Below are 23,494 nucleotides of genomic sequence, written 5' to 3'. Positions count from 1 at the left end.
CGATGCAGCGCCCTTTTTTTCGGGGCGGCCGGTTTCCCGGTGGCCCGTATCGATCGACGGCGGCCGTCCGGCCGCCGCGTTCAGTCGGCCGCGGCCGGCACGAGCACCTCGCGGCTGCCGTTGATGCCCATCGCCGACACGAGCCCGGCTGCTTCCATCTGCTCGACGAGGCGTGCCGCGCGGTTGTAGCCGATGCGCAGCTGCCGCTGCACCGACGAGATCGACGCGCGCCGCGTGCGCACGACGAACGCGACGGCTTCGTCGTACAACGGATCGGCTTCCGCGTCCGGCGCTTCGCCGAACAGGTCCTGCGTCGCGCCGTCGGCGGCCGGGCCGTCGAGGATGCCTTCCTCGTACTGCGGCTCGCCGAACTGCTTCAGGTACTCGACGATCCGGTGCACTTCCTCGTCGGCGACGAACGCGCCGTGCACGCGCTGCGGATAACCGGTGCCCGGCGGCAGGAACAGCATGTCGCCCATCCCGAGCAGCGACTCGGCGCCCATCTGGTCGAGGATCGTGCGCGAGTCGATCTTCGACGACACCTGGAACGCGACGCGCGTCGGGATGTTTGCCTTGATCAGGCCCGTGATCACGTCGACGGACGGACGCTGCGTCGCGAGGATCAGGTGGATGCCGGCTGCGCGTGCCTTCTGCGCGAGGCGCGCGATCAGCTCTTCGATCTTCTTGCCGGCGACCATCATCAGGTCGGCCAGCTCGTCGATCACGACGACGATCAGCGGCAGCTTCGACAGCGGCTCGGGATCCTCGGGCGTCAGCGAGAACGGGTTGCCGATCTTCTTTTCCTTCGCTTCCGCGTCGCGGATCTTCTGGTTGAAGCCCGCGAGGTTGCGCACGCCGACGGCCGACATCAGCCGGTAGCGCTTCTCCATTTCGCCGACGCACCAGTTCAGCGCGTTCGCCGCGAGCTTCATGTCGGTGACGACCGGCGCGAGGAGGTGCGGGATGCCTTCGTAGACCGACAGCTCCAGCATCTTCGGGTCGATCATGATGAGCCGCACGTCTTCCGGCGTCGCCTTGTACAGCAGCGACAGGATCATTGCGTTGATCGCGACCGACTTGCCCGAGCCCGTCGTGCCGGCGACGAGCATGTGCGGCGCCTTCGCGAGATCGGTGACGATCGGGTGGCCCGTGATGTCCTTGCCCATCGCGATGGTCAGTTGCGACTGCGAATGCTCATACTCGCGTGAGGCGAGGATTTCCGACAGGCGGATCATCTGGCGCTTCGCGTTCGGCAGTTCGAGGCCCATGCAGGTCTTGCCGGGAATCGTCTCGACGACGCGGACCGACGTGAGGCCGAGGCCGCGCGACAGGTCCTTCATCAGCCCGACGATCTGGCTGCCGCGCACACCGAGCGCGGGCTCGATCTCGAAGCGCGTGATCACGGGGCCGGCCGATGCGCCGACGACCGTGACCGGCACCTTGAATTCCTGCAGGCGCTGCTCGATCACCTGGGCCGTCTGCGCGAGGTGTTCCTCGGTGATGGTTTCGACGTCGCCGGACGCGGGCTCGAGCAGGTCGAGCGTCGGCAGTTCGACGCTGAACGACGCGGGCGCGTGGAATTCGAACGCGTTCGGGCGCGGCTGGCGCACCGGGGTGTCGGGGGCCACGGTGTCGGCTGCGGCCGACTCGGTCGTCACGGCGGCGGTTGCGCCGGGCAGCGGGACCGCCGGGGGCGTCGGCGGCGTAACGAACGCCGCCGGCATCGACAGGATCGTGCCAGGGACAGTGGCTGCCGGCTGCGGTGCCGTGGTGGTCGAGGCCGTGGCCGGCGCCGCGGACACGTCGCTCGACATTGCCGACGATGCGGCAGGGGCGGGCGGTGTCGTGAACGTCGTGATGGTTTCTGCGGCCGGCGTGGAAACGATCGACGGAGCCTGCGTCGCGGCCGTTGCGCCGAAGGATGCCAACGATCCGATCGCAGCGGAAGCGGCGGGTGGCACGGGCGGGTTGGTTACTGGCTGCGGTGCGATTGCGCCGAATGCCGCGCTGGTCGACGAAGTTGCCGTGTTGGCCTGGTGCATCGGTGCGGGCGCGGAAGGTTGCGCCGCGAGCGGGGCGGACGTGAAATTCACGAATGCCGGTGCTGCGGGCGCTTGCGCGGTCAATGCCGACGTAATGGTTGTCGGCGGTATCGCGGCGGGTGCCGCGGTTGTCTCAGGCGTCGCTGCGCGGGCGACCGAACCGTCAGTCATGCCCGTGACATCGATCGGCGCTGCCGACGCGACGGATGCAACCGTCGATGTCGACGCGGCCGGTTGTGACGGCGAAGCCGATACCGTGCCGGTCACGCCGGCCGGTGACGTTGTGGCGGTGACGGGCGCAACACTCGAAGCGAAAGCCGGTGCCTGTGCAGTCGCGCCGAGGGCCGTGCCGACGACCGGCGACACAGCAGCGGCCGAAGCCGCCGGCGCTGCGGTAAACGGTTGAATCTCTGGCGATTTCGGCAATTCCGCAGAAGCGGCCACCGGTGTCGTTGCAGGTTGCGCCGCCGGAGTCCAACGCGTGACGGGCGTGCTGCGTTCAGCGATGTCCGACAGCGGTGCCCAACGCTCCGCCGCGGCCGGCTTGGCGGCCTCTGGTGCGGGGCTCGTTGCGGGCAGTGCCGACGTCGCCGCAACCGGCTTTGCCTCGAAAACGGCGCGCGCCGATGTTCCGGCGATCGACGAAGAGGGGAGGGCAGCGAACGGAGCGATGCCACCGGCAGGTTTTACGTCGGCGTGCGCGCCATCGACACCCGGTGGCACGTAGGCCGATGCAGGGCGATCGATTGCCGGTGCGCCGGAATCGACGAACGCTGCCGGATGGCGTGCGGGAACCTCGTCGACCGCTGCTTCACCGGCCTGTTGCGCGAAGGTGGCGTGGGCCGGCTCCGATACCGTTGCGTCTGCCGGCGATTCCACGATCGGGTTTCCGGCGGATACGTCGAACGCGGAAACCGACGGGCTGCCAAAGTCTTCCCACGGCGCGAGATCGACGGGGGCGCCGAACGACGGCGCGGGCGTGATCGCGTGTGCGGATGCGGCGGGCGCATCGCCGACGTGGCGGATATCGTCGTCGGCTTGATGCGAAAACGCGGCACCGTCGATGCCGGTGCCGGCATTCGACAGTGCGTGCGGTGCCGCGTTGTCGAACGCCGGGGTGGCCCAGTCGGCAACTGTCGCGTGGAGGCCGGGCTCAGCCGGCATGAACGCATCCAGCACGATCGGCGCGCTGTCGTCGAATGCGGGCGCGGCAACGTGTTCGACAGGAACACCGGCGTCATGGGTTGCGATGCCGTGAGCCGTGGAGACGAACGCGTTCGACACGGCCGCGGCTGCCGGCGCGGCGACGCTGCCTGCCGTCGCGGCCATCCCGGCCACGGCTGCGGCCCCCGTCATTGCCTGCGTCGCATCGGCCGACTCCGCACCACCCAGCGTTGCCCATTGGGCGGTGCTGGCCTCGATCGAACGCAGCGTGTCGTGAACGCTCGGCGCCGGCGTGATCGGCGTGGCGGGCTTTTCGGTCCACGCATAGAGCGGCGCACGCGCCGGCGTTGGCGGCGTCGGACGGCGTCGTGCCGCGTCCGGCGACACGCCGGCGGCGGTCGTTGCCGTGACCGGGCGTACTGGCGGGCGCTGCGGCTGCGCGCCGGCCGCGCGCGGCGTGACCGTCGCACGCGGCGGCGTCTGCTTCAGTGCAGCGGTGGCCGGACGCGCGGCAGTCGGCCGCGGTCGGACGGGTTCGAAGCCGACAGGAAGCGGGGCCGGATCGGGGCGCGGCATTTGCGAGTTTGCCGCCGCGCGCGCGAGGCTCGCGGTGCTGCCGGTCGTGGGCGGCGGCATCGCGCTGGTCGGGATCGGCGCGGGGGGCGCCACCGGCGTGCGCTGCGGCGCGGTCGGCTTCAGCCAGCCCGACGGCGCGACGGGTTCCGTGTGCGGACGCGGCGGCGTCTTGCTGCGCGGCTTCGGCCGCGCCTGCGGGTCGGGTTTCCACAGCGTCGGACGCGAATACCGGCCGTTCTGGCGCGGCGCCATCGAGTTGACGGTATGCGCGGTGGTCGGCTGCACGATGTCGTCGTCACGATGCAGCGCGCTGCGCGGCAGGTCGGCGATTCCGCGCGCGTCGTCGTCGCCGCCGTCGCGCGACAGCTTGACGCCGAACGACGTGTCGACCCACGCGGCGAACTGCCGCCAGCCGATGCCGGTCAGCCAGGGCAACCCGGCGAAGAACAGGACGACCATCGCGACCGGCGTGCCGATCGGACCGAGTACGTGGGCGAAGCCCGCCGAGAACGCATGGCCGAGTGCGTTCGTGTCGGGGCCCGACAGCGGGCTCGTCAGCGTGCAGCTTGCGACGAATACCGCGGCGAAGCCGAGCCACAGGCGGATCGAGCCGCGGCCGGCGAGCCCGCCGCCACCGGGCAGCATCGCCTGCACGAGACGCCAGAAGAGAAGGAGGAACCAGACGGCGGAGATGCCGAACCAGCCGAAGACAACCGTGTGCATGCTTTGAAACAGGAGTGGGGAGGGGCGCGCGAGGCGCGACCCGCCGAGTTTAACCGGCCGGCGAACAAGATTCTCGAGCGGCGTGAATTCGTTTCACGCCGTGCGGCATGTGCGTTCGGCACACGCGCGCGACACGCGGCGCGAAGGCGGTCGGCCGGCCTTCGCGTGCGTGATGCATCAGGGGCTCCGGTGCGTGAAAGTGAGCGTTGCGCCGGCGTTGGTCACGATCTGCAATTGCTGCGGCTCGCGCATCTGCACGCCGGTCTTGTCGACGTGCGCGAGCGCGTCGAGGTACGCGTGCTCGAGCTGGCCGCCCAGCGAATTCGGGCAGGCCATCCGCGTGCCGGCAAGCGGCCCGAAGCTCAGCAGGCCGTTCTTGATGGCGTAGGTGCCCATATAGCGATTGCAGCCCGAGAACCCGCTGGCGCGCCGGATGCCCGATTCGGTCGACAGCGCGAGCTTGATCGGCTCGCCGTTGTCGCCATGCGGGATCGCGCGCTGCGTGCCGTCGGCATTCGTCCAGCTGGTGAGTTCCCAGCTCGTGTCGTCGAGCAACTGGACGGCGGCCGGGTTGTACGGGTCGGGTGCGGCGGCGGCGGAATCGGGATGGGTCGGCATCGCGCAGGCGGCGAGAAGCGTGGCAAGCGTCAACGCGCAGAGCGGCGCGCGCAACGGGCGAAACAGGCCGGTGCGTGCGCGTGCGGCGGCGGACAGGTGGGACATGAGCCTCGTTCCTCATCGGATTCTGATCAAGGCGTAAGAGTAACGCACCCGCCCCGCGGCAGGCGAGCCGACACTTCGCGCATGAAAACGTTCGCAGCCCGCCTACGTGCCGTGCGCGGTCGGGCACCGGCGCGTCGAAACGCCCAAAACCGGCGTCATCGCGCGTGTTAACATCGGAGCCGTTTTCGTCCTCCACCAGAAGCGGGAAATCACATGCAGATCGGTCAGCGGCTCGGTACGCCGCTCTCACCCTCGGCCACGCGCGTCATGCTGCTCGGCGCCGGCGAGCTCGGCAAGGAAGTCATCATCGCGTTGCAGCGTCTCGGTGTCGAAGTCATCGCGGTCGACCGCTATCCGGACGCGCCGGGTCATCAGGTCGCGCATCGCGCGCACGTGATCGACATGACGGATGCCGCCGCGCTGCGCGCGATCGTCGAGGCCGAGCGTCCGCACCTGATCGTGCCGGAGATCGAGGCGATCGCCACCGACGCGCTCGCGGCGATCGAGGCGGCCGGTCTTGCCGAGGTGATTCCGACCGCGCGTGCGACCCAGCTCACGATGAACCGCGAAGGCATCCGCCGGCTCGCGGCCGAGGAGCTCGGCCTGCCGACGTCGCCGTATGCGTTCGCGGATTCGTTCGAGGCTTTCAGCGCGGCGGTCGCGAAGATCGGCATGCCGTGCGTCGTGAAACCGGTGATGTCGTCGTCGGGCAAGGGGCAGTCGGTCGTGAAGACCGACGCCGACGTGAAGGCCGCGTGGGACTACGCGATGGCGGGCGGACGTGTGAACCACGGCCGCGTGATCGTCGAGGGCTTCATTGATTTCGACTACGAGATCACGCAGCTGACCGTGCGCGCGATCGATCCGGCGACGCTCGCCACGCGCACCTACTTCTGCGAGCCGGTCGGCCATGTGCAGGTCGCGGGCGACTACGTCGAATCGTGGCAGCCGCAGCCGATGAGCGCCGCGGCGCTCGAGAAGTCGCGTGAGATCGCGCACAAGGTCACCGAGGCGCTCGGCGGGCGCGGGTTGTTCGGCGTCGAGCTGTTCGTGCGCGGCGACGACGTGTGGTTCTCGGAAGTGAGCCCGCGGCCGCACGATACGGGCCTCGTCACGCTCGCGTCGCAGCGCCAGTCGGAGTTCGAGCTGCACGCGCGCGCGATTCTCGGGCTGCCGGTCGATCCGGCGCTCGGGACGCCGGCCGCGTCGGCCGTGATCTACGGCGGGCTCGACGAGCGCGGGATCGCGTTCGAAGGCGTGCGCGACGCGCTTGCCGTGCCGGGCGCCGACCTGCGCCTGTTCGGCAAGCCGGAAAGTTTTGCGAAGCGGCGCATGGGCGTCGCGCTGGCGACCGGTGCGACCGTCGACGAAGCCCGTGAACGCGCGAAGCACGCCGCCGCGGCCGTCCGGCCCGTATCGGCCCGCTGACAGAACGAGGAGAGGACGATGGCGTCGAGGTGGTTGCGTATCGGAAAGCTGGGCGCCGCGCTGGCGCTTGTCGCGAGTCTCGCGGGTTGCGGCGTCGCGGCCGCGCCGTGCCGGGTCGCATCGGCCGGGCTCAAGATCGTGCCGCTCGTCGGCCATCTCGCGGCCGCGCCGACCGACGCGTGCGCCGACGTCATCGATCCCTGATCCCGGCGACCGGCTCGATTGCCTGCCAACAATAATTGCGCGCCCCGCGAGGGCGCGTTTCCACCCGTCTCGTGAGAGGACCTGCATGATTCGCCAAACCTTCGCCGCGCTCGCGCTTGCCGGCACTGCCGTTTCCGTCGCGCACGCCGCGCAACTGACCGTCGAAGAGATCGACGCCGATTCGCGCCAGCAGGCCGTCTACCAGTGCGCGAACCAGAAGCAGCCCGTGCGCGTGTCGTACTGGCTCGCGGGCAACGGCCAGAGCTTCGCGCTCGTGCCGGTCAACGGGAAGCAGATGCTGTTCGTCGACACCGTATCGGGGTCGGGCGCGCGCTATCAGGCCGGCCGCTATACGTGGTGGACGAAGGGCAAGGAAGCGACGCTGCGCGACGAGATCGCCGACCAGAAGGCGCCGCCGCTGCTGGGCGACTGCGTGCAGGTCGAGAAGAAAAAGAAGAAGGGCTGAGCGCCGGGCACGATCGTGGATCGCACGCGCGCGTATTGACCGGTTGCCGGGCCTGACCGCCCGGTACGCGGGCACGCGGCGGGCGTCTGGATACGATCATCCGCGATCGGACCCCTGATATTGATTGCCGGCCGATCGGGATAGCCCGGTCGGGCCGTCCATCGCCCGCACGGGCCTGTACCGGCCCGCCGCGCGAACCGCCGGTGTGGCCGTTCGCGGCGTTGTCACGGACAGATGGCCGCGCAGTGCTACAATACGGCCCTTTCCGCCGGCATTCGCGCCGAACGGAGTCCGCACGGCCTGGCGTCCAGCGTTCATATTGAACCGGTCCCAAGCGCCAGAGCGGCGCCGCGCGGCGCGCCGCGGCTCCGTCTATTTCCGAATTGTGATGAGCGCAGGCCCGGCTGGCCTGACGCACGATGTCCCCGCCGCGCCTTTTGAGCGAAACGCCACCATGTCCGATTCTGTCGCCAAGCCCGTCGACGCAACCTTCGACCAATTCGGCCTTGCCGCCGATATCCTGAAAGCCATTGTGGAGCAGGGCTATACGACGCCGACGCCGATTCAGGCGCAGGCCATTCCGGTCGTGCTCGCCGGCCGCGACGTCATGGGCGCCGCGCAAACGGGTACCGGCAAGACCGCGAGCTTCTCGCTGCCGATCATCCAGCGCCTGTTGCCCCAGGCCAACACGAGCGCGTCACCGGCGCGCCACCCCGTGCGCGCGCTGATTCTCACGCCGACCCGCGAACTGGCCGACCAGGTCGCCGCGAACGTGCACGCGTATGCGAAGCACACGCCGCTGCGCAGTGCGGTCGTGTTCGGCGGCGTCGACATGAACCCGCAGTCGGCGGAGCTGCGCCGCGGCGTCGAGATCCTGATCGCGACGCCGGGCCGCCTGCTCGACCACGTGCAGCAAAAGACCGCGAACCTCGGCCAGGTGCAGATCCTCGTGCTCGACGAAGCCGACCGGATGCTCGACATGGGCTTCCTGCCCGATCTGCAGCGCATCCTGAACCTGCTGCCGAAGGACCGTCAGACGCTGCTGTTTTCGGCCACGTTCTCGGGCGAAATCAAGAAGCTCGCATCGACCTATCTGCGCAATCCGCAGACGATCGAGGTCGCCCGCAGCAACTCGACGAACGCGAACGTCACACAGATCGTCTACGACGTCGCCGAAGGCGACAAGCAGGCGGCCGTCGTGCAGCTGCTCCGTGATCGCGGCCTGAAGCAGGTGATCGTGTTCTGCAACAGCAAGATCGGCGCGAGCCGCCTGGCGCGCAATCTCGAGCGCGACGGTGTCGTCGCGTCGGCGATTCACGGCGACAAGACGCAGCTCGAGCGGATGCAGGCCCTCGACGCGTTCAAGCGCGGCGAGATCGAGGCGCTGGTCGCGACCGACGTGGCCGCGCGCGGCCTCGACATCGCCGAGCTGCCGGCCGTGATCAACTTCGACCTGCCGTTCAGCGCGGAAGATTACGTGCACCGGATCGGCCGTACCGGCCGCGCGGGGGCGACGGGCGACGCGCTGTCGCTGTGCAGCCCGAACGAGCGCAAGCAGCTTGCCGATATCGAAAAGCTGATCAAGCGTCCGCTCGAAATGCAGACGCTCAAGCTCGACAAGCCGGCACGCCAGCGTCAAGACGACCGTGGCGGCGAGCGCGGTGGTGACCGTGGCGGCGATCGCCACGGCGAACGCAGTGGCGAACGAGGCGGCGAACGAGGCGGCGAACGAGGCGGCCGTCGCGAACGCGACGAGCATCGCGGTGCGTCGGGACACCGGTCGGCCGGTGCCGAGCGTGGTGGTCGTCCCCGTCGCCACGAAGCGCCGGTCGACGATTTCTTCCTGAAGCCGTACGAGCCGTCGGCGCCGGCGAAGCAGGCGGACGACGCACAGCACGCGCAGCAGCCCGAAAAGAAAGGGCCGAAGCGTCAGGTCGCGGCGCTGCTCGGCGGGTTCGGGATGCCGCGCAAGCCGTCGGTGTAAGGCTGGCGGAGTGGCAGGGGCGGCGTGCGAGCGCTGCCGGACAAGCGGGTACGTGCGATGAGCATGTGCCCGTTTTTCATTTGGAGTCGGGGAAAGGGGGATCGTGATGCGGTGAGCGATGCAATCGGCGCGGGCTCGGTCGCGATTGCCGCAATTGCCGCGAAATCGGCTCGCTGCGCGCGTCAGCCGGCTTGCGGGCCGAAGCGGCGCGCCCACGCTGCCGTCGCGGCCGCGAAGAACGCATCCAGCGTCGCGCCGGGCAGCGCGCCGTCGGGCGCGAGGCCCAGATGCGCGGCGGCGGCCTGCAGTGCCGGCAGCGGATCATCGCGTTCGAGCGCCATCGCACCCGTCTGCTTGCTGAGTTTCTCGCCGTTGGCATCGACGACGACCGGCACGTGCAGATACCGTGGCGTCGGCACGCCGAGACAGTGTTGCAGATGGATCTGGCGGGCGGTCGAATCGAGCAGGTCTGCGCCGCGCACGACATGCGTGATGCGTGCATCGGCGTCGTCGACGACGACCGCGAGCTGATAGGCCCATTGGCCGTCCGCGCGCTTCAGCACGAAATCGCCGACTTCGGTCGCGAGGTTCTGCGATTGCGTGTGCTGACAGCGGTCGTCGAACGTGACGATCGCGTCGCCGCCGTCGGGCACGCGCAGCCGCCAAGCGCGCGCGGGCTTGCCGTGCAGGCCGGTGCGGCACGTGCCCGGATACGCGAGCGTCGTGTGGCGCTCATGCGCGGCGCGCAGCGAATCGGCGATTTCCTTGCGCGTGCAGCCGCACGGATAGACGAGCGCCGCCGCGACGAGCCGCTCGAGCGCGGCCGTGTAGGCCGCATCGCGCGTGCTTTGCCACACGGGCGGTTCATCGGGCGTCATGCCGAAATGCGCGAGCGTCGCGAGGATGTCGTCGGCCGCGCCGGGTACCGTGCGCGGGCCGTCGAGATCCTCGATGCGCACGAGCCACGTGCCGCCGTGCGCACGCGCGTCGAGCCAGCTCGCGAGTGCGCCGACCAGCGAGCCGAAGTGCAGCGGGCCGGTCGGCGACGGCGCGAAGCGGCCGCGATAGCGGTTCATCGGGGCGCGGGTCGCGCGCTTACGCGGCGCTGGCTGCCTGCGCGCAGGCGGGGCACGACTTGCCGGGCACGTAGCTCGGCGATTGTTGCGCTTCCGGCGTGACGACCGCGCGGCACGCGAAGCACGTGACGTTCTCGGTGGGCTGGAGTTGCGGGTTCAGCGCGGTGCGGTAGTCGAACACGAAGCAGTCGCCGTGGTAGTGCGCGCCGCCGACTTCCTCGAAGTATTTCAGGATCCCGCCTTCGAGCTGGTACACGTTCTCGATGCCGATTTCCTTCATGTGGATCGCGGCCTTCTCGCAACGGATGCCGCCCGTACAGAACGACACGACCGTCTTGCCTTCGAGGTCGGCGCGGTTCGCGTCGATCACTTCCGGGAATTCGCTGAACTTGTCGATCCGGTAGTCGAGCGCGTCGTCGAACGTGCCGACGTCGACTTCGAACGCGTTGCGCGTGTCGAGCATCACGACCGGGCGGCCCGTGTCGTCGTGGCCGCGGTCGAGCCACGTCTTCAGCGTGCGGGCGTCGACGAACGGCGCGCGACCGAGTTCCGGCTTGATCGCGGGCTTCTTCATCGTGATGATCTCGCGCTTCAGGCGCACGAGCATGCGGCGGAACGGCTGCGAGTCGGACAGGCTTTCCTTGAACTGCAGCGTCGCGAACTTGCCTTCGAACAGCGGGTCGTGGCGGAGGTACGCGATGAACGCGTCGGCGGCTTCGCGCGTGCCGGCGATGAACAGGTTGATGCCTTCCGGTGCGAGCAGGATCGTGCCGCGCAGGTCGAGTTCGTTGCAGCGGGCGGTGACGAGCGGGCGCCATTGCTCAGTCGCGTCGAGCGACACGAAATGGTAGGCGGCGAGGTTGACGATGGTCATGATGGTCCGACGGGAAAACGGCCGCGCGGCGGCCCGCAAAAAAGGGTGCGAAGCCGGGGCGTTGATTCGAAAAACCGTATTATCCCGCAAACGGCGCGCGCATCGGCATCCGGCCGTTTGGCCAGCCGCGCGACGCGTCGCCGCGTGCATCGGCCGAACGGCTGGCGCGGGCATTTTTTGGGCAGCCTGCGCGGCGAGGCGGCTACAATAGCGCCCATGTCAGATCCCCGCTTCGTCCATCTTCGCGTTCACTCCGAATTCTCGATTGCCGACGGCATCGTGCGCATTGACGACATCGTCAAGGCAGCGGCCGCTGACGGTCAGGGCGCGCTCGCGCTCACCGATCTCGGCAACGCATTCGGCCTCGTCCGTTTCTACCAGGAAGCCCGCGGCAAGGGCGTCAAGCCGATCGCCGGCTGCGACGTCTGGATCGCCAATCCCGACGACCGCGACAAGCCGTCGCGGCTGCTGCTGCTCGTCAAGGACAAGGTCGGTTACCTGAATCTCTGCGAGCTGCTGTCGAAGGCATGGCTCACGAACCAGTACCGCGGCCGCGCGGAGCTCGATGCGAGCTGGCTCGACGGCGAGCTCTCGCAGGGGCTGCTCGCGCTGTCGGGCGCGCAGCAGGGCGATATCGGGCTCGCGCTGGCCGCGGGCAACGAGGAAGCCGCGCGCCGTCACGCCGAGCGCTGGGCGAAGGTGTTTCCGGGCGGCTTCTACATCGAGCTGCAGCGTTACGGCCAGCCGGGCGCCGAGGCGTACATCCAGCAGGCCGCGACGCTCGCCGCGTCGCTGAAGCTGCCGGTCGTCGCGACGCACCCGACGCAGTTCATGACCGACGACGATTTCACCGCGCACGAGGCGCGCGTGTGTATCTCGGAAGGCGACATCCTCGCGAATCCGCGGCGCCAGAAGCGTTTCACGACCGACCAGTATTTCCGCACGCAGGACGACATGGCCGCGCTGTTCGCCGACCTGCCGTCGGCGATCGCGAACACGGTCGAGATCGCGAAGCGCTGCAACCTGAAGCTCGAGCTCGGCAAGCCGAAACTGCCGCTGTTCCCGACGCCGGACGGCATGTCGCTCGACGACTACCTGGTCCAGTTGTCGAAGGAAGGGCTCGAGACCCGGCTCGCGCAGCTGTATCCGGCCGAAGCCGAACGCGACGCGCAGCGCGACACGTACTACAAGCGCCTCGAATTCGAGTGCGGGACCATCACGAAGATGGGCTTCCCCGGCTACTTCCTGATCGTCGCGGACTTCATCAACTGGGCGAAGAACAACGGCGTGCCGGTCGGCCCGGGCCGCGGCTCGGGCGCCGGTTCGCTGGTCGCGTACGCCCTCGGCATTACCGATCTCGATCCGCTGCGCTACAACCTGCTGTTCGAGCGCTTCCTGAACCCGGAACGCGTGTCGATGCCCGACTTCGACATCGACTTCTGCCAGCACGGCCGCGATCGCGTGATCCAGTACGTGAAGGAAAAATACGGCGCGGACGCCGTGTCGCAGATCGCCACCTTCGGCACGATGGCCGCGAAGGCCGCCGTGCGCGACATCGGCCGCGTGCTCGACGTCGGTTACATGTTCACCGACGGCATCGCGAAGCTGATTCCGTTCAAGCCGGGCAAGCACGTGACGATCGCCGACGCGATGAAGGAAGAGCCGCAGCTTCAGGAGCGCTACGACCACGAGGACGAAGTGCACCAGCTGCTCGATCTCGCGCAGCGCGTCGAGGGCCTCACGCGTAACGTCGGGATGCACGCGGGCGGCGTGCTGATCGCGCCCGGCAAGCTGACCGATTTCTGCCCGCTGTACACGCAGGGCGACGAAGGCGGTGTCGTCAGCCAGTACGACAAGGACGACGTCGAAGCCGTCGGCCTCGTGAAGTTCGACTTTCTGGGTCTGACCACGCTGACGATCCTCGACTGGGCCGAGCGCTACATTCGCCGCCTCGATCCGTCGAAGGCCGACTGGTCGCTCGCGCAGGTGCCGCTCGACGATCCGGCGTCGTTCCAGATCCTGAAGAAAGCCAACACGGTCGCGGTGTTCCAGCTGGAAAGCCGCGGGATGCAGGGCATGCTGAAGGATGCGCAGCCCGACCGCTTCGAGGACATCATCGCGCTCGTGTCGTTGTACCGTCCGGGCCCGATGGACCTGATCCCGAGCTTCTGCGCACGAAAGCATGGCCGTGAGAAGGTCGACTATCCGGATCCGCGTGTCGAACCCGTCCTGAAAGAGACCTACGGCATCATGGTCTATCAGGAGCAGGTGATGCAGATGGCGCAGATCATCGGCGGCTACTCGCTCGGCGGCGCGGACTTGCTGCGTCGCGCGATGGGCAAGAAGAAGCCCGAGGAGATGGCCAAGCACCGCGAGATCTTCGCCGAGGGCGCGGCGACGAACGGTCTCACGCGCGAGAAGTCCGACGAGATCTTCGACCTGATGGAGAAGTTCGCGGGCTACGGCTTCAACAAGTCGCACGCGGCCGCCTACGCACTGCTCGCGTATCACACCGCGTGGCTGAAGGCGCACCATCCGGCCGAATTCATGGCGGCCAACATGACGCTCGCGATGGACGACACCGACAAGGTGAAGATCCTGTACGACGATTGTGTCGTGAACAACCTCGCCGTGCTGCCGCCCGACATCAACCAGTCGCACTACCGCTTCGAGCCGGTCGCCGAAGCCGACGGCAAGCGCTCGCGCACGATCCGCTACGGCCTCGGCGCGGTGAAGGGCAGCGGCCAGAACGCGATCGAGGAAATCCTGCGCGCCCGCGAGGAAAAGGCGTTCACCGACCTGTTCGACTTCTGCGAACGGATCGACCGGCGCGTCGTCAACCGCCGCACGGTCGAGGCGCTGATCCGCGCCGGCGCGTTCGACTCGCTGAACGCGAACCGTGCGCAGCTGATCGCATCGGTGCCGCTCGCGATGGAAGCGGCCGACCAGGCCGAGGCGAACGCGATGCAGGCCGGCCTGTTCGACATGGGCGCCGAGTCGCCGCACGCGCATGCGCTCGTCGACGAACCCGCATGGGACGACAAGCGCCGCCTGCAGGAAGAAAAGGGCGCGCTCGGTTTCTACCTGTCCGGCCACCTGTTCGACGCCTATCGCGATGAAGTGCGCCGCTTCGTGCGGCAGAAGGTCGGCGACCTGAAGGAAGGGCGCGACAAGCTCGTCGCGGGCATCATCGCGTCGCTGCGCACGCAGATGACCCAGCGCGGCAAGATGCTCATCGCACTGCTCGACGACGGGTCGGGCCAGTGCGAGATCACGATCTTCAACGAGCAGTTCGAGGCCAACAAGGCGCTGTTCAAGGAAGACGAGCTGCTGATCGTGCAGGGGCAGGCGCGCAACGACGCGTTCACGGGCGGCATTCGCTTCACGACCGATACCGTGATGGATCTCGAACGCGCACGCAGTCGTTATGCGCAAGCCGTGCGGCTGACGATGAACGGCAACGCCGACGCCGTCGCGTTGCGCCGTGTGCTCGAGCCGCACGTGTCGAAGGACGATCCGGCGGCCGCGACCGCGGTCGAAGCGCCGGCGCCGCGCGGCGGCGGGCGCGATGGCGGCCGGCGTCCGCAGGCGCCGCTGCCGAACGGGCTCGCGGTCCAGGTCCACTACAGCAATGCGCGGGCGCAAGGGGAAATGCGCCTGGGCGACGCGTGGCGCGTGAAGCCGAGCGATGTGCTGCTCGCGGAACTGCGCGCGGCGTTCGACGGCAGCGTCGTCGAAATCACGTACTGATCGCGCCCCGTTTCGATGGCTGTCGCGACAGGCGGCCCGTCGCATCGCCATCGTGCGGTGCGGCGGGCCGTTTTTTACATCTGAGGGTAATCGGGTCTTGGGCTGGTCATCCGGACGCTATACAATCCGCCGCTAGCCGCATGGAAGCGGTGCCAGCCGCGGGTTCGCGCGGCGAACGGCGCCGCTATCGTGCGCATAAACGGGGGCGGATCCGCGCGACGCGCGACGCGATCGCCCTGGATCAGGATGCCGTGGAACGGCCCGTCGCGACGATAAAAAAACTGACTGTCACCACATGACCATGGCCAATGGGAACCCGACGCAGCGGATCCTCGTGATCCGGATTGATTTTCTGGGCGACATGCTGTGTACGACGGCGTTTCTCGGTGCGCTGAAGGAACGCTGGCCCGGCGCGGAACTCCATGTGGTCGCGAACCGCTACAACGCGGCCGCGCTGGCCGGCAACCCGGACGTGCACGCAATCCACACCTATGTGTACAGCCGTCAGTGCGAGCGCAATGACCGCCCCGGGAGGATGCGCGCATTCTTCGACCGGCTGCGGCTCGTGCGCCGCCTGCGTCGCATGCGGTTCGACCTCGTGATCGTACCGAACGGCGGTATGCACCGCAGCAGCATGCAGTTCGCGCGTCAGCTCCGCGCGAAGGATTGCCGCTGGCACGATGCCGACACCGAATTCGACGATCGCAAGCCCGAGCATGTCGCGCAGCGGCAGATGTGCCACGAGGCGCTGTCGGGTTTCCGGCTCGTGCCGGAGCTCGGCCGTGCGGATCTCGACCGTCTCGAACTGTCGGTTCATCCCGATCGCGCGCTGCAGGACACGTGGTATAGCCTGCTCGGCGCGCACGCGAAGCCGCGTGTCGGGCTGTTCGTGTCGAACAAGGCGGTCGAGCGCCGCTGGCCCGCAGACCGTTGGCGCGACCTCGGCGTGCGGCTTGCGCCGTTCGCCGACGTGATCGTGTTTCGCGACCCCGCGATCGGCAAATGTGCCGAGGACGACGCGTGGCGCGACGTGAATGCGCGGCATGTGGCGCCGTCGTCGATCGCCGACCTGGTCGCCGCCGCGAGCTTGCTCGACGTGATCGTGTCGGCCGACAGCGCGCCCGTGCATCTTGCGTCGGCGCTTGGCGTGCCGGTCGCCGCGCTGTTCGAGGACCGCCCCGAGAAGTACCTGCGCTGGCACCCGCTCGGCGTGCCGCACGTGATCCTGCGTGCCGGCGCGACCGTCGACGCGATCGGCGTCGACGCGGTCGACCGGGCGGTGCGCCATCTGCTGCCGCAGGCCGGCCGTCGCGACGACTCGCTGGCCGCCGCGGGACATGTGCAGCCGGCTGCCGCCGCACCCGCGATCGGGACGATCGCCTCGTAGCGGGACGCACCCCGCACGGCGCGGACGTCGGCGCGGCCCGCTGGCGGGGCCGCATCAGGGCAGCATGCACGGCCGGTGCGCCACGTCGCGCCGGCTGCGGCAAAATCCTGTACATTGCCAGCCTTGTTCAGCCAGCTAGACAGATCGATCGCCGTGGCCCTGTTTTCTTCTGCCCGCCCGCCCAGAACCATCCTCGTTGCCGCGCCGCGTCGGATCGGCGACGTGTTGCTGACGACGCCGCTCGTGCGTTCGCTGAAGGCCCGCTGGCCGGAGGCACAGATCGACATGCTGGTGTTTCGCGGCACCGAGGGCGTGCTCGAGCACAATCCCGACGTGCGCCGCGTGATCGTCGTCGCGCAACGTGCGGGATTTCGCGAGCGGCTGCGCGACGCGTTGTCGATGTGGCGCCGCTACGATCTCGCGTGCGCGGCGCTGAGTTCCGACCGGCCGCGTTTCTACAGCTGGTTCGCCGGCCGCAAGCGGGTCGGCCTCGTCGATCCGAATCGCGTCACGTGGCTCACACGATTGATGCTGAACGGGATCGCGATCAATCATCACGAATCCGCGCATACGGTTGTCAGCACGCTCGCCCTTGCCCCGGTGATCGGCATCGAGCCGGTGTCCGAGGTCGTTGCGCCCGGCATCGGCGACGATCCCGCGCGGCGCGCGCGCTTCGACGCGTGGCTCGCCGAGTCGCCGGCGATCCGCGACGGCAAGCCGCTGGTCGTCCTGCATCCGTATCCGATGTTCCGCTACAAGCAATGGCGGCTTGACGGCTGGGTCGAGATGATCGGCTGGCTGCGCGAGCACGGCTTCGCGGTCGCGCTGTCGGGCGGCCCGGCCGACAGCGAGCGCGAGTATGCGGAGCAGGTCGCGGCCGAAGCGGGCGGCGACGTGCTGAACCTGGTCGGCCGGCTGACGTTCGGCGAGAGCGCGGAGCTCGTGCGGCGCGCACGGCTCTTCATCGGGCCCGACACCGGCGCGACGCACGTCGCGGCCGCGACGGGTACCGACACGATCGCGCTGTTCGGCCCGTCCGACCCCGTGCGCTGGGGGCCGTGGCCGCAGCACTGGCCCGCGACCGAGAATCCCTGGCCATTGCGTGGCTCGGGGCGGCACGGGAACGTGTGGCTGCTGCAGGGGGAGGGCGATTGCGTACCGTGCCGGCACGAAGGCTGCGAGCGCAAGGTCGACAGCCGCAGCGACTGCCTCGCCAATCTCGGTACGCAGCGCGTGAAGGCCGCGGCGGCCGACATGCTCGGGCTGAATCCGCCGGGGGCGGCGGATGTCGTCGTCGACACGTCGCGACTGCATCGCGCCGGGTCCGACTGACGCGCGGGAGACGCGCGTATCGCTGCATTTGAGGGGGAGTCGAACCGCGCCGAGGACGCGCAGCCCGATCGCCTTGCCGGCGGCACCGCTGCCGCGGAAGCGGCCGGCAGCGGGGGCGTATGCCGTCGTACGTTACGCGCTGCGCCGGATCGCCGACGTTTCGCGCGGCAGCGCTTCGCTGCGTTCGCCGCAGCCGAGCAGGATGCCGGCCAGCAGCACGATCAGGTGCCCTTCGGCGAAATCGAGGAGCAGCGAGTTCGCGAGACTGCCGATCGCGAAGATCGTGAGCCACCCGAGCAGCAAATGCCGCGAACGCGGATCGAGCGCGCGGCTGCCGCGCGCGATCTGCACGATCAGGTTGATGAACAGCAGCAGGCCGACCGTGCCGAGTTGCACGGCCATCAGCAGGTATTCGTTATGCGGGTTCGAGGTGAGCTGGCCTTCGGCCGCCGTCTTGCCGGCCGTGAGTCGCTCGAATTCGGATTCGAGGCCGCCCGCGCCGTAGCCGACCACGGGGCGCTGGCGAAACAGTTCGAGCCCCTTCTTGTACCACTCGAGACGCAGCCCCGTGGACGTGGCCGCATCGCTTTGCCGATACTGCTGCACTTCCGTCACGACCTTCACGAGCCGGCCGTTGTGAACCGTGCACGCGGCGACCACGAGTGCGACGCCGGCGAGCGCGAATACGCCTGCGGCAAGCGCGGCGCGCAGCGCCGACTGCCGGCGCAGCAGCAGCACGAAACGCACCGCGACCACGAAGATCAGCAGCAGTGCGATGACCTGCCCCGTGCGTCCTTGCAGCATCACGAACACGTTGACGAGCGACCACGCGGCGATGCCCGCGTATGCGACGCGCGACAGCGCCGTGCGGGCCGTCAGCGCGAGATCGGCGGCCTGGTAGAACAGCAGCGCGCCGAACATGCCGGCGGCGATATGATTCTTGAACACCCACGCGCGCGATAGCGGCAGCTGGGTCGCATGCGCGGGCCCGATCGCGGTCAGCCCGAGATAATTGGTCGTCGACAGCAACAGGATTACGCACAGCGTGCCGAACCAGCAACGCCGCACGATCGGCGCCCAGTTCGAGTGACGAAACGCGAGCACGGCAAACGGCAGCAGCAGCAGCTTGTCGTACTTCGCGACCCAGTTCCACGCCTTGTTGTGCGGTGCGACCGTGTACGTGACGCTGATGGCCAGCGCCGCGAGGATCAACAGCGCCGCGAGCGAAGCCTGATCGGTGACGAACGAGCGCAGGTCGCGCCAGAATTCGGGGGAGATCACGAGCGCGGCGGCGAACAGCCCGCAGAACACGTTGGTCAGCGCGGTCGAGACCGGCACCATGCAGAGCGCGGCGACGGCGAATGCACGGGCGGCGGTCAGGCGCCGCGAGGCGGGAGCGGAAAACGAAAGCATCGGAACCTGTCGAATGGACGAATGCGGCGCGCCGGCATCGTGCGGCCACCGCGCGTCCCGGCGGGAGATTCGGGACGAACCGCGAAGTATACGCGAAGCCGGACAGGATTCCGTGCCGTTTTCGGGGTTCGATCAGCTGAAGGCGCGCTTGATCCGCGAACGCAGCAGCGCACGCTTCAGGCGGCCTTCCACCGCCGGCGTTTCGAGCGCGATTTGCGTGCCGGCCGGCTGGCCGCGATGCAGGTAGTAGCGGTCGAACGTCGCCTGGGTCATGCCCCATTTGTTGAGAAACTGGCGGCGACCGTCGTTCTTGACGATCTTGCCCGTGCTCTTCTGCTGGAAGTGGTAGACGAGGCTGTCGCCGACGCCGAGGAAGATCCGGCAGCCGGCGTCCCAGAATTTCATCGAGAAGTCGTTGTCGCTGCTCATGCCGGGCGACAGCTCGCTGCTGTAGCCGCCGATGCGGTTCCACCAGTCGCGGTGCACGAGCGTCGGCGGCCAGGTCGACCCGAGCCAGTCCGCGCGTGCGAGCTTCGGCGTCGCCGCGACGAGGCCGGCCGCGTCGAACTGCTCGGCGTCGCGGCCGAAATTGCTGACGACGACGCACGGGTTGCGCGTGTCGACCGGCTCGACCATCGTGCCCGACAGCATGAAGAGGTCGGTCGGCATCTGCTCGATACGGCGCACGAGCGCCTTGTCCCAGCCGGGGCAGCAGAACATGTCGTCGTTCATGTAGACGACGTAGTCGCGCGTCGCGCGCGCGGCGGCCAGGTTCACCGCGTGGCAGATGCCGATGTTGGCCGGCGATGCGGTGTGTTCGATGCCCTCGCTGCGCACCCAGTCGAGTGTGCCGTCCGAGCCGTCGTTCACGTGCACGATGATCTGGTGGTCGTATGCGGAATGGCGGCGCAGGCTGTCGACGACGAGCTTGAGGTACGGCAGGTTGTTCCAGGTCGGAATGATGATGGAGAACATGGCGGTCGGAGTCGGTGGTCGTCGTGGCGGGCGGCGCGTGGCGCCGCCTCTCGGGCGGGCACGCGCGGCGCGGGCAGCCCGGCATTGTAACGCCGGGCCGCCCGCGCGCCGGCGGTGCGCGGGGGCGGGCGCTCAGCGCGCGGCTTCGTGGCCGAGCTTGAGGAAGCGGTAATACACGGTTTCCGCGTTGAATACGGCGATCATGAAGCCGGCGCGACCGTCGAGGAACCCGCGCCGCAGCACGTAGGTCCGCACGAACGCCCAGGTGCCGCGCGCGAGCGCCTTGCCGAAGCCGCCGCGCTGGCCGGCCGCGCGGCGCTGGCGCGCGCCGGCCGTCGAATACGCGTCGAGCTTGCGCACAACGGTTTCGAAGTCCTCGTACGAATAGTGCATCAGCTTGCCGGCCAGGCGCTGCGCGGCGCCATCGAACACCAGGCGCTCGTGCACGAGGTCGTCCGAGAAACGCGCGGTGCCGCGCCGGAACAGGCGCGGCACCCAGTCCGGATACCAGCCGCTGTGATGGATCCACTGGCCGCAGAAGCTCGACAGCCGGTCGACCGCATAGATCTGCGCGGCCGGCGCGCGGATCGTGTCGCGGATCGACTGCGCGAGCTCCGGCGTGACGACTTCGTCGGTATCGAGCGACAGGATCCAGTCGGTGCCGAGCGCGTCGAGTGCGCGGTTCTTCTGCGGGCCGAAGCCCGGCCAGTCGCGCTCGACGATCACGCGCGCGCCGTGCGCCTGCGCGATCGCGACGGTATCGTCGGTGCTGCCGCCGTCGATGACGACGACATCGTCGGCGAACGACAGTGCATCGAGGCACTGCGCGAGCCGCGCGGACGCGTTGAGGGCGATGAGGGCGACGCCGAGGGAGGGTTCAGCCATGAAATCGTCGGAAAGGCGGAGAAAACGGTGAGCGGCAGTATACCCGCGGCCCGGCCGCCGGCCGCATCGGCCATGCCCGTGCCGGCGGGGCGGTGCGGCTATAATGTTGAGCCCTTTTAGGCACCCGCCCGACAGGGGCGAACTCCCGGGCGGCCACGCGCCGGGCGCCGCATCGCGGCTCAAGAAGGATTGCCTTGGAAACCCAGAACACACTTCGCAAACCGATGGACGGCACCGGCACCTCGCCGGTCACGGTCATCAAGCGCCTGTGGCCGTACATCCGGCCGCTGATCGGCATCGTGGTGCTCGCCGTGATGACGATGGGCGTCGTCGCGGCCACCGAAGCCGGTATCCCGGCGCTGCTCAAGCCGCTGCTCGACCACGGCTTCGGCGCGCATGGCAGCGACAGCGCGAAATGGTACGTGCCGATCGCGGTGATCGGCCTGGCGCTCGTGCGCGGCGTGTCGCAGTACACGTCGAATTACCTGCTCAACTACGTATCGAACCGCATCCTGCTGCAACTGCGGCTCGAGATGTTCCAGCGGATGCTCCATACCGGCGCGTCGTTCTTCCAGCGCGAAACCGCGAGCACGGTGATCAACGCGATCGTGTTCGAGGTCAACCAGATCCTGTCGGTGCTGACCGGCGTGATGGTCACGCTCGTGCGCGATTCGCTGACGGTGATCTTCCTGCTCGGCTACCTGTTCTACCTGAACTGGCGGCTCACGCTGATCGTCGCGGTGATCCTGCCCGGCATCGGCTGGCTCGTCAGCAAGATCAACCGCCGCCTGCGCCGCCTGAACCGCGAACACCAGACGCTCACCAACGAGCTGTCGTACATCGTCGAGGAGACGGTCGGCGGCTACAAGGTCGTCAAGGTGCACAACGGCGAAGCGTACGAGATGGACCGCTTCACGCAGATGAGCAAGCGCCTGCGCGGTTACGCGATGCGCATGACGGTTTCCGGCGGCCTCGCTCAGCCGCTCACGCAGTTCCTCGCGTCGATCGCGCTCGCGGTCGTGATCACGATCGCGGTCGTGCAGTCGTCGAACGACCAGACGACGGTCGGCGGCTTCGTCGCGTTCGTCACGTCGATGCTGCTGGTGATCTCGCCGCTCAAGCACCTGATCGACGTCAACCAGCCGCTGCAGCGCGGGATGACGGCGGCGGAGCTGATCTTCGGGCTGATCGACGAGCCGGCCGAACCGCAAGGCGGCGGCCGGCCGCTGCCGCAAGCGCGCGGCGAGATCGAATTCCGCAACGTGTCGTTCGACTACGGCGCGGCCGAGCGGCCGACGCTCGACCGCATCTCGTTCAAGGTCGCGCCGGGTGAAATGATCGCGCTGGCCGGCCCGTCCGGCAGCGGCAAGACGACGCTCGTGAACCTGCTGCCGCGCTTCTTCGACCCGACCGACGGTGCGATCCTGGTCGACGGCGTACCGGTTTCCGACTACGACCTCCATGCGCTGCGCGGCCAGATGGCGATGGTCAGCCAGGACGTCGTGCTGTTCAACGACACGATCGCCGCGAACGTCGCGTACGGGCAGACGCCCGACCGCGCGCGCGTGCAGGCCGCGCTCGAGGCGGCCAACCTCGCCGATGCGGTCGCCGCGATGCCCGACGGGCTCGACACGCTCGTCGGCGGCAATGGGATGCGATTGTCCGGCGGCCAGCGCCAGCGGCTCGCGATCGCGCGCGCGATCTACAAGGACGCGCCGATCCTGATTCTCGACGAAGCGACGTCGGCGCTCGACTCGGAATCGGAGCGCCATGTGCAGGCGGCGCTCGAACGGCTGATGGAAGGCCGCACGACGCTCGTGATCGCGCACCGGTTGTCGACGATCGAGCGTGCGGACCGGATCCTCGTGCTCGAGGCCGGCAAGATCGTCGAGGAGGGCAGTCACGACGAACTGCTGCGCCACGGCGGCCTCTACGCGCACCTGCACCGGATCCAGTACCAGCAGCAGGCGGCGTAACACGCGCTCATGCGGCCGCGCGGTGCCGTGTGCTAGTCTTCATCGGGTAGTTCGAGTGGTTTCGTTCGACGTGACAACACGGAGGGAAAGCACGATGAAGAAGATGCACGGGATGATGCTGGCCGCGGTGATCGCGGCCGGTTTCGCCGCGCCGGCCGCGATGGCGCAGGACCACGACAACCACAACGACCAGGGCGGCCACGGCATGCAGCGTGGCCACGGCCCGAAACACATGCCGCCCGGCCAGATGCGTCATGAGGACGACGTGCCGCCGCGCTGGGCCGACCAGCCGCGCCGCGAGTGGCACAAGGGTGACAGGCTTCCCCCCGAGTTCCGCGATCGTCAGTACGTGATCGACGACTGGCGCGGCTATCACCTGAGCCCGCCGCCGCGCGGCTATCAATGGGTGGGCGTCGGCGGAGATCACCTGCTGGTGCAGATCGGCTCCGGCATCGTGCTGCGGCTCGGCGACTGACCTCGCCGGTCACCCGGCACGTGTCGCGATGCCGCGATGCG

The 23,494-nt window shown here is 68.6% G+C and carries 17 protein-coding genes; 10 read left to right on the top strand and 7 right to left on the bottom strand.

Features of this window, described 5'->3' with window-relative positions; genetic code table 11:
• Nucleotides 1-80: 80 nt before the first annotated feature.
• Together KEC55_RS12310 and KEC55_RS12305 are read right to left on the bottom strand one after the other, a co-directional pair.
• Complete coding sequence (locus tag KEC55_RS12310) at nucleotides 81-4,505, bottom strand: FtsK/SpoIIIE family DNA translocase (RefSeq protein WP_282505678.1); 4,425 nt, start codon at nucleotides 4,503-4,505, stop codon at nucleotides 81-83.
• A 177-nt stretch (nucleotides 4,506-4,682) separates the two neighbouring features.
• Entirely contained in the window at nucleotides 4,683-5,228 is a 546-nt protein-coding gene (locus KEC55_RS12305; RefSeq protein WP_282505677.1) for an META domain-containing protein, read from the bottom strand.
• A gap of 213 nt (nucleotides 5,229-5,441) precedes the next feature.
• Here KEC55_RS12305 and purT point away from each other — a divergent pair, with 213 nt between their 5' ends.
• The 4 genes from purT to KEC55_RS12285 all read left to right on the top strand — a co-directional run bounded on the left by purT (nucleotide 5,442) and on the right by KEC55_RS12285 (nucleotide 9,310).
• Nucleotides 5,442-6,656 (top strand): formate-dependent phosphoribosylglycinamide formyltransferase, encoded by a 1,215-nt coding sequence (gene purT / locus KEC55_RS12300; RefSeq protein WP_282505676.1) that lies wholly within the window; start codon nucleotides 5,442-5,444, stop codon nucleotides 6,654-6,656.
• 18 nt (nucleotides 6,657-6,674) lie between these two features.
• Nucleotides 6,675-6,860, top strand: a complete 186-nt coding sequence (locus tag KEC55_RS12295; RefSeq protein ID WP_034208025.1) for a DUF6726 family protein — start codon at nucleotides 6,675-6,677, stop codon at nucleotides 6,858-6,860.
• A gap of 85 nt (nucleotides 6,861-6,945) precedes the next feature.
• Nucleotides 6,946-7,326, top strand: a complete 381-nt coding sequence (locus tag KEC55_RS12290) for an MliC family protein (protein ID WP_282505675.1) — start codon at nucleotides 6,946-6,948, stop codon at nucleotides 7,324-7,326.
• Between the two features lie 388 nt (nucleotides 7,327-7,714).
• Nucleotides 7,715-9,310 (top strand): DEAD/DEAH box helicase, encoded by a 1,596-nt coding sequence (locus KEC55_RS12285; RefSeq protein WP_282505674.1) that lies wholly within the window; start codon nucleotides 7,715-7,717, stop codon nucleotides 9,308-9,310.
• Between the two features lie 182 nt (nucleotides 9,311-9,492).
• Here KEC55_RS12285 and gluQRS read toward each other — a convergent pair whose 3' ends face one another.
• Nucleotides 9,493-10,386: a tRNA glutamyl-Q(34) synthetase GluQRS gene (gene gluQRS / locus KEC55_RS12280; protein ID WP_282505673.1), complete on the bottom strand. Its 894-nt coding sequence runs from the start codon at nucleotides 10,384-10,386 to the stop codon at nucleotides 9,493-9,495.
• 19 nt (nucleotides 10,387-10,405) lie between these two features.
• The gene (locus KEC55_RS12275) at nucleotides 10,406-11,260 is read right to left on the bottom strand and encodes a sulfurtransferase (protein ID WP_282505672.1); all 855 of its coding nucleotides are present in this window, start codon (nucleotides 11,258-11,260) and stop codon (nucleotides 10,406-10,408) included.
• A 216-nt stretch (nucleotides 11,261-11,476) separates the two neighbouring features.
• Here KEC55_RS12275 and dnaE point away from each other — a divergent pair, with 216 nt between their 5' ends.
• The 4 genes from dnaE to KEC55_RS12255 all read left to right on the top strand — a co-directional run bounded on the left by dnaE (nucleotide 11,477) and on the right by KEC55_RS12255 (nucleotide 17,729).
• Complete coding sequence (gene dnaE / locus KEC55_RS12270) at nucleotides 11,477-15,010, top strand: DNA polymerase III subunit alpha (protein WP_282505671.1); 3,534 nt, start codon at nucleotides 11,477-11,479, stop codon at nucleotides 15,008-15,010.
• Between the two features lie 140 nt (nucleotides 15,011-15,150).
• The gene (locus KEC55_RS12265) at nucleotides 15,151-15,309 is read left to right on the top strand and encodes a hypothetical protein (RefSeq protein WP_282505670.1); all 159 of its coding nucleotides are present in this window, start codon (nucleotides 15,151-15,153) and stop codon (nucleotides 15,307-15,309) included.
• 2 nt (nucleotides 15,310-15,311) lie between these two features.
• Complete coding sequence (locus tag KEC55_RS12260; RefSeq protein WP_282505669.1) at nucleotides 15,312-16,397, top strand: glycosyltransferase family 9 protein; 1,086 nt, start codon at nucleotides 15,312-15,314, stop codon at nucleotides 16,395-16,397.
• A 153-nt stretch (nucleotides 16,398-16,550) separates the two neighbouring features.
• Nucleotides 16,551-17,729 (top strand): glycosyltransferase family 9 protein, encoded by a 1,179-nt coding sequence (locus tag KEC55_RS12255; RefSeq protein ID WP_282505668.1) that lies wholly within the window; start codon nucleotides 16,551-16,553, stop codon nucleotides 17,727-17,729.
• A gap of 132 nt (nucleotides 17,730-17,861) precedes the next feature.
• Here KEC55_RS12255 and KEC55_RS12250 read toward each other — a convergent pair whose 3' ends face one another.
• From KEC55_RS12250 to KEC55_RS12240, 3 genes are all read right to left on the bottom strand, one after another.
• Nucleotides 17,862-19,142: an O-antigen ligase family protein gene (locus tag KEC55_RS12250; protein WP_282505667.1), complete on the bottom strand. Its 1,281-nt coding sequence runs from the start codon at nucleotides 19,140-19,142 to the stop codon at nucleotides 17,862-17,864.
• A gap of 132 nt (nucleotides 19,143-19,274) precedes the next feature.
• Nucleotides 19,275-20,117 (bottom strand): glycosyltransferase family 2 protein, encoded by an 843-nt coding sequence (locus KEC55_RS12245; RefSeq protein ID WP_282505666.1) that lies wholly within the window; start codon nucleotides 20,115-20,117, stop codon nucleotides 19,275-19,277.
• Nucleotides 20,118-20,249: 132 nt separating this feature from the next.
• Nucleotides 20,250-21,002: a glycosyltransferase family 2 protein gene (locus KEC55_RS12240; RefSeq protein ID WP_282505665.1), complete on the bottom strand. Its 753-nt coding sequence runs from the start codon at nucleotides 21,000-21,002 to the stop codon at nucleotides 20,250-20,252.
• A gap of 224 nt (nucleotides 21,003-21,226) precedes the next feature.
• Between KEC55_RS12240 and msbA the strand changes: the two genes are divergently transcribed.
• Nucleotides 21,227-22,978: a lipid A export permease/ATP-binding protein MsbA gene (gene msbA / locus KEC55_RS12235; RefSeq protein ID WP_282507525.1), complete on the top strand. Its 1,752-nt coding sequence runs from the start codon at nucleotides 21,227-21,229 to the stop codon at nucleotides 22,976-22,978.
• Nucleotides 22,979-23,072: 94 nt separating this feature from the next.
• Entirely contained in the window at nucleotides 23,073-23,453 is a 381-nt protein-coding gene (locus KEC55_RS12230; RefSeq protein WP_176050417.1) for an RcnB family protein, read from the top strand.
• Nucleotides 23,454-23,494 lie beyond the last annotated feature (41 nt).

This window comes from Burkholderia cepacia, from assembly GCF_029962485.1.
Classification (GTDB): Bacteria; Pseudomonadota; Gammaproteobacteria; order Burkholderiales; family Burkholderiaceae; genus Burkholderia.
This window is presented reverse-complemented; position numbering and strand designations above follow the sequence as displayed.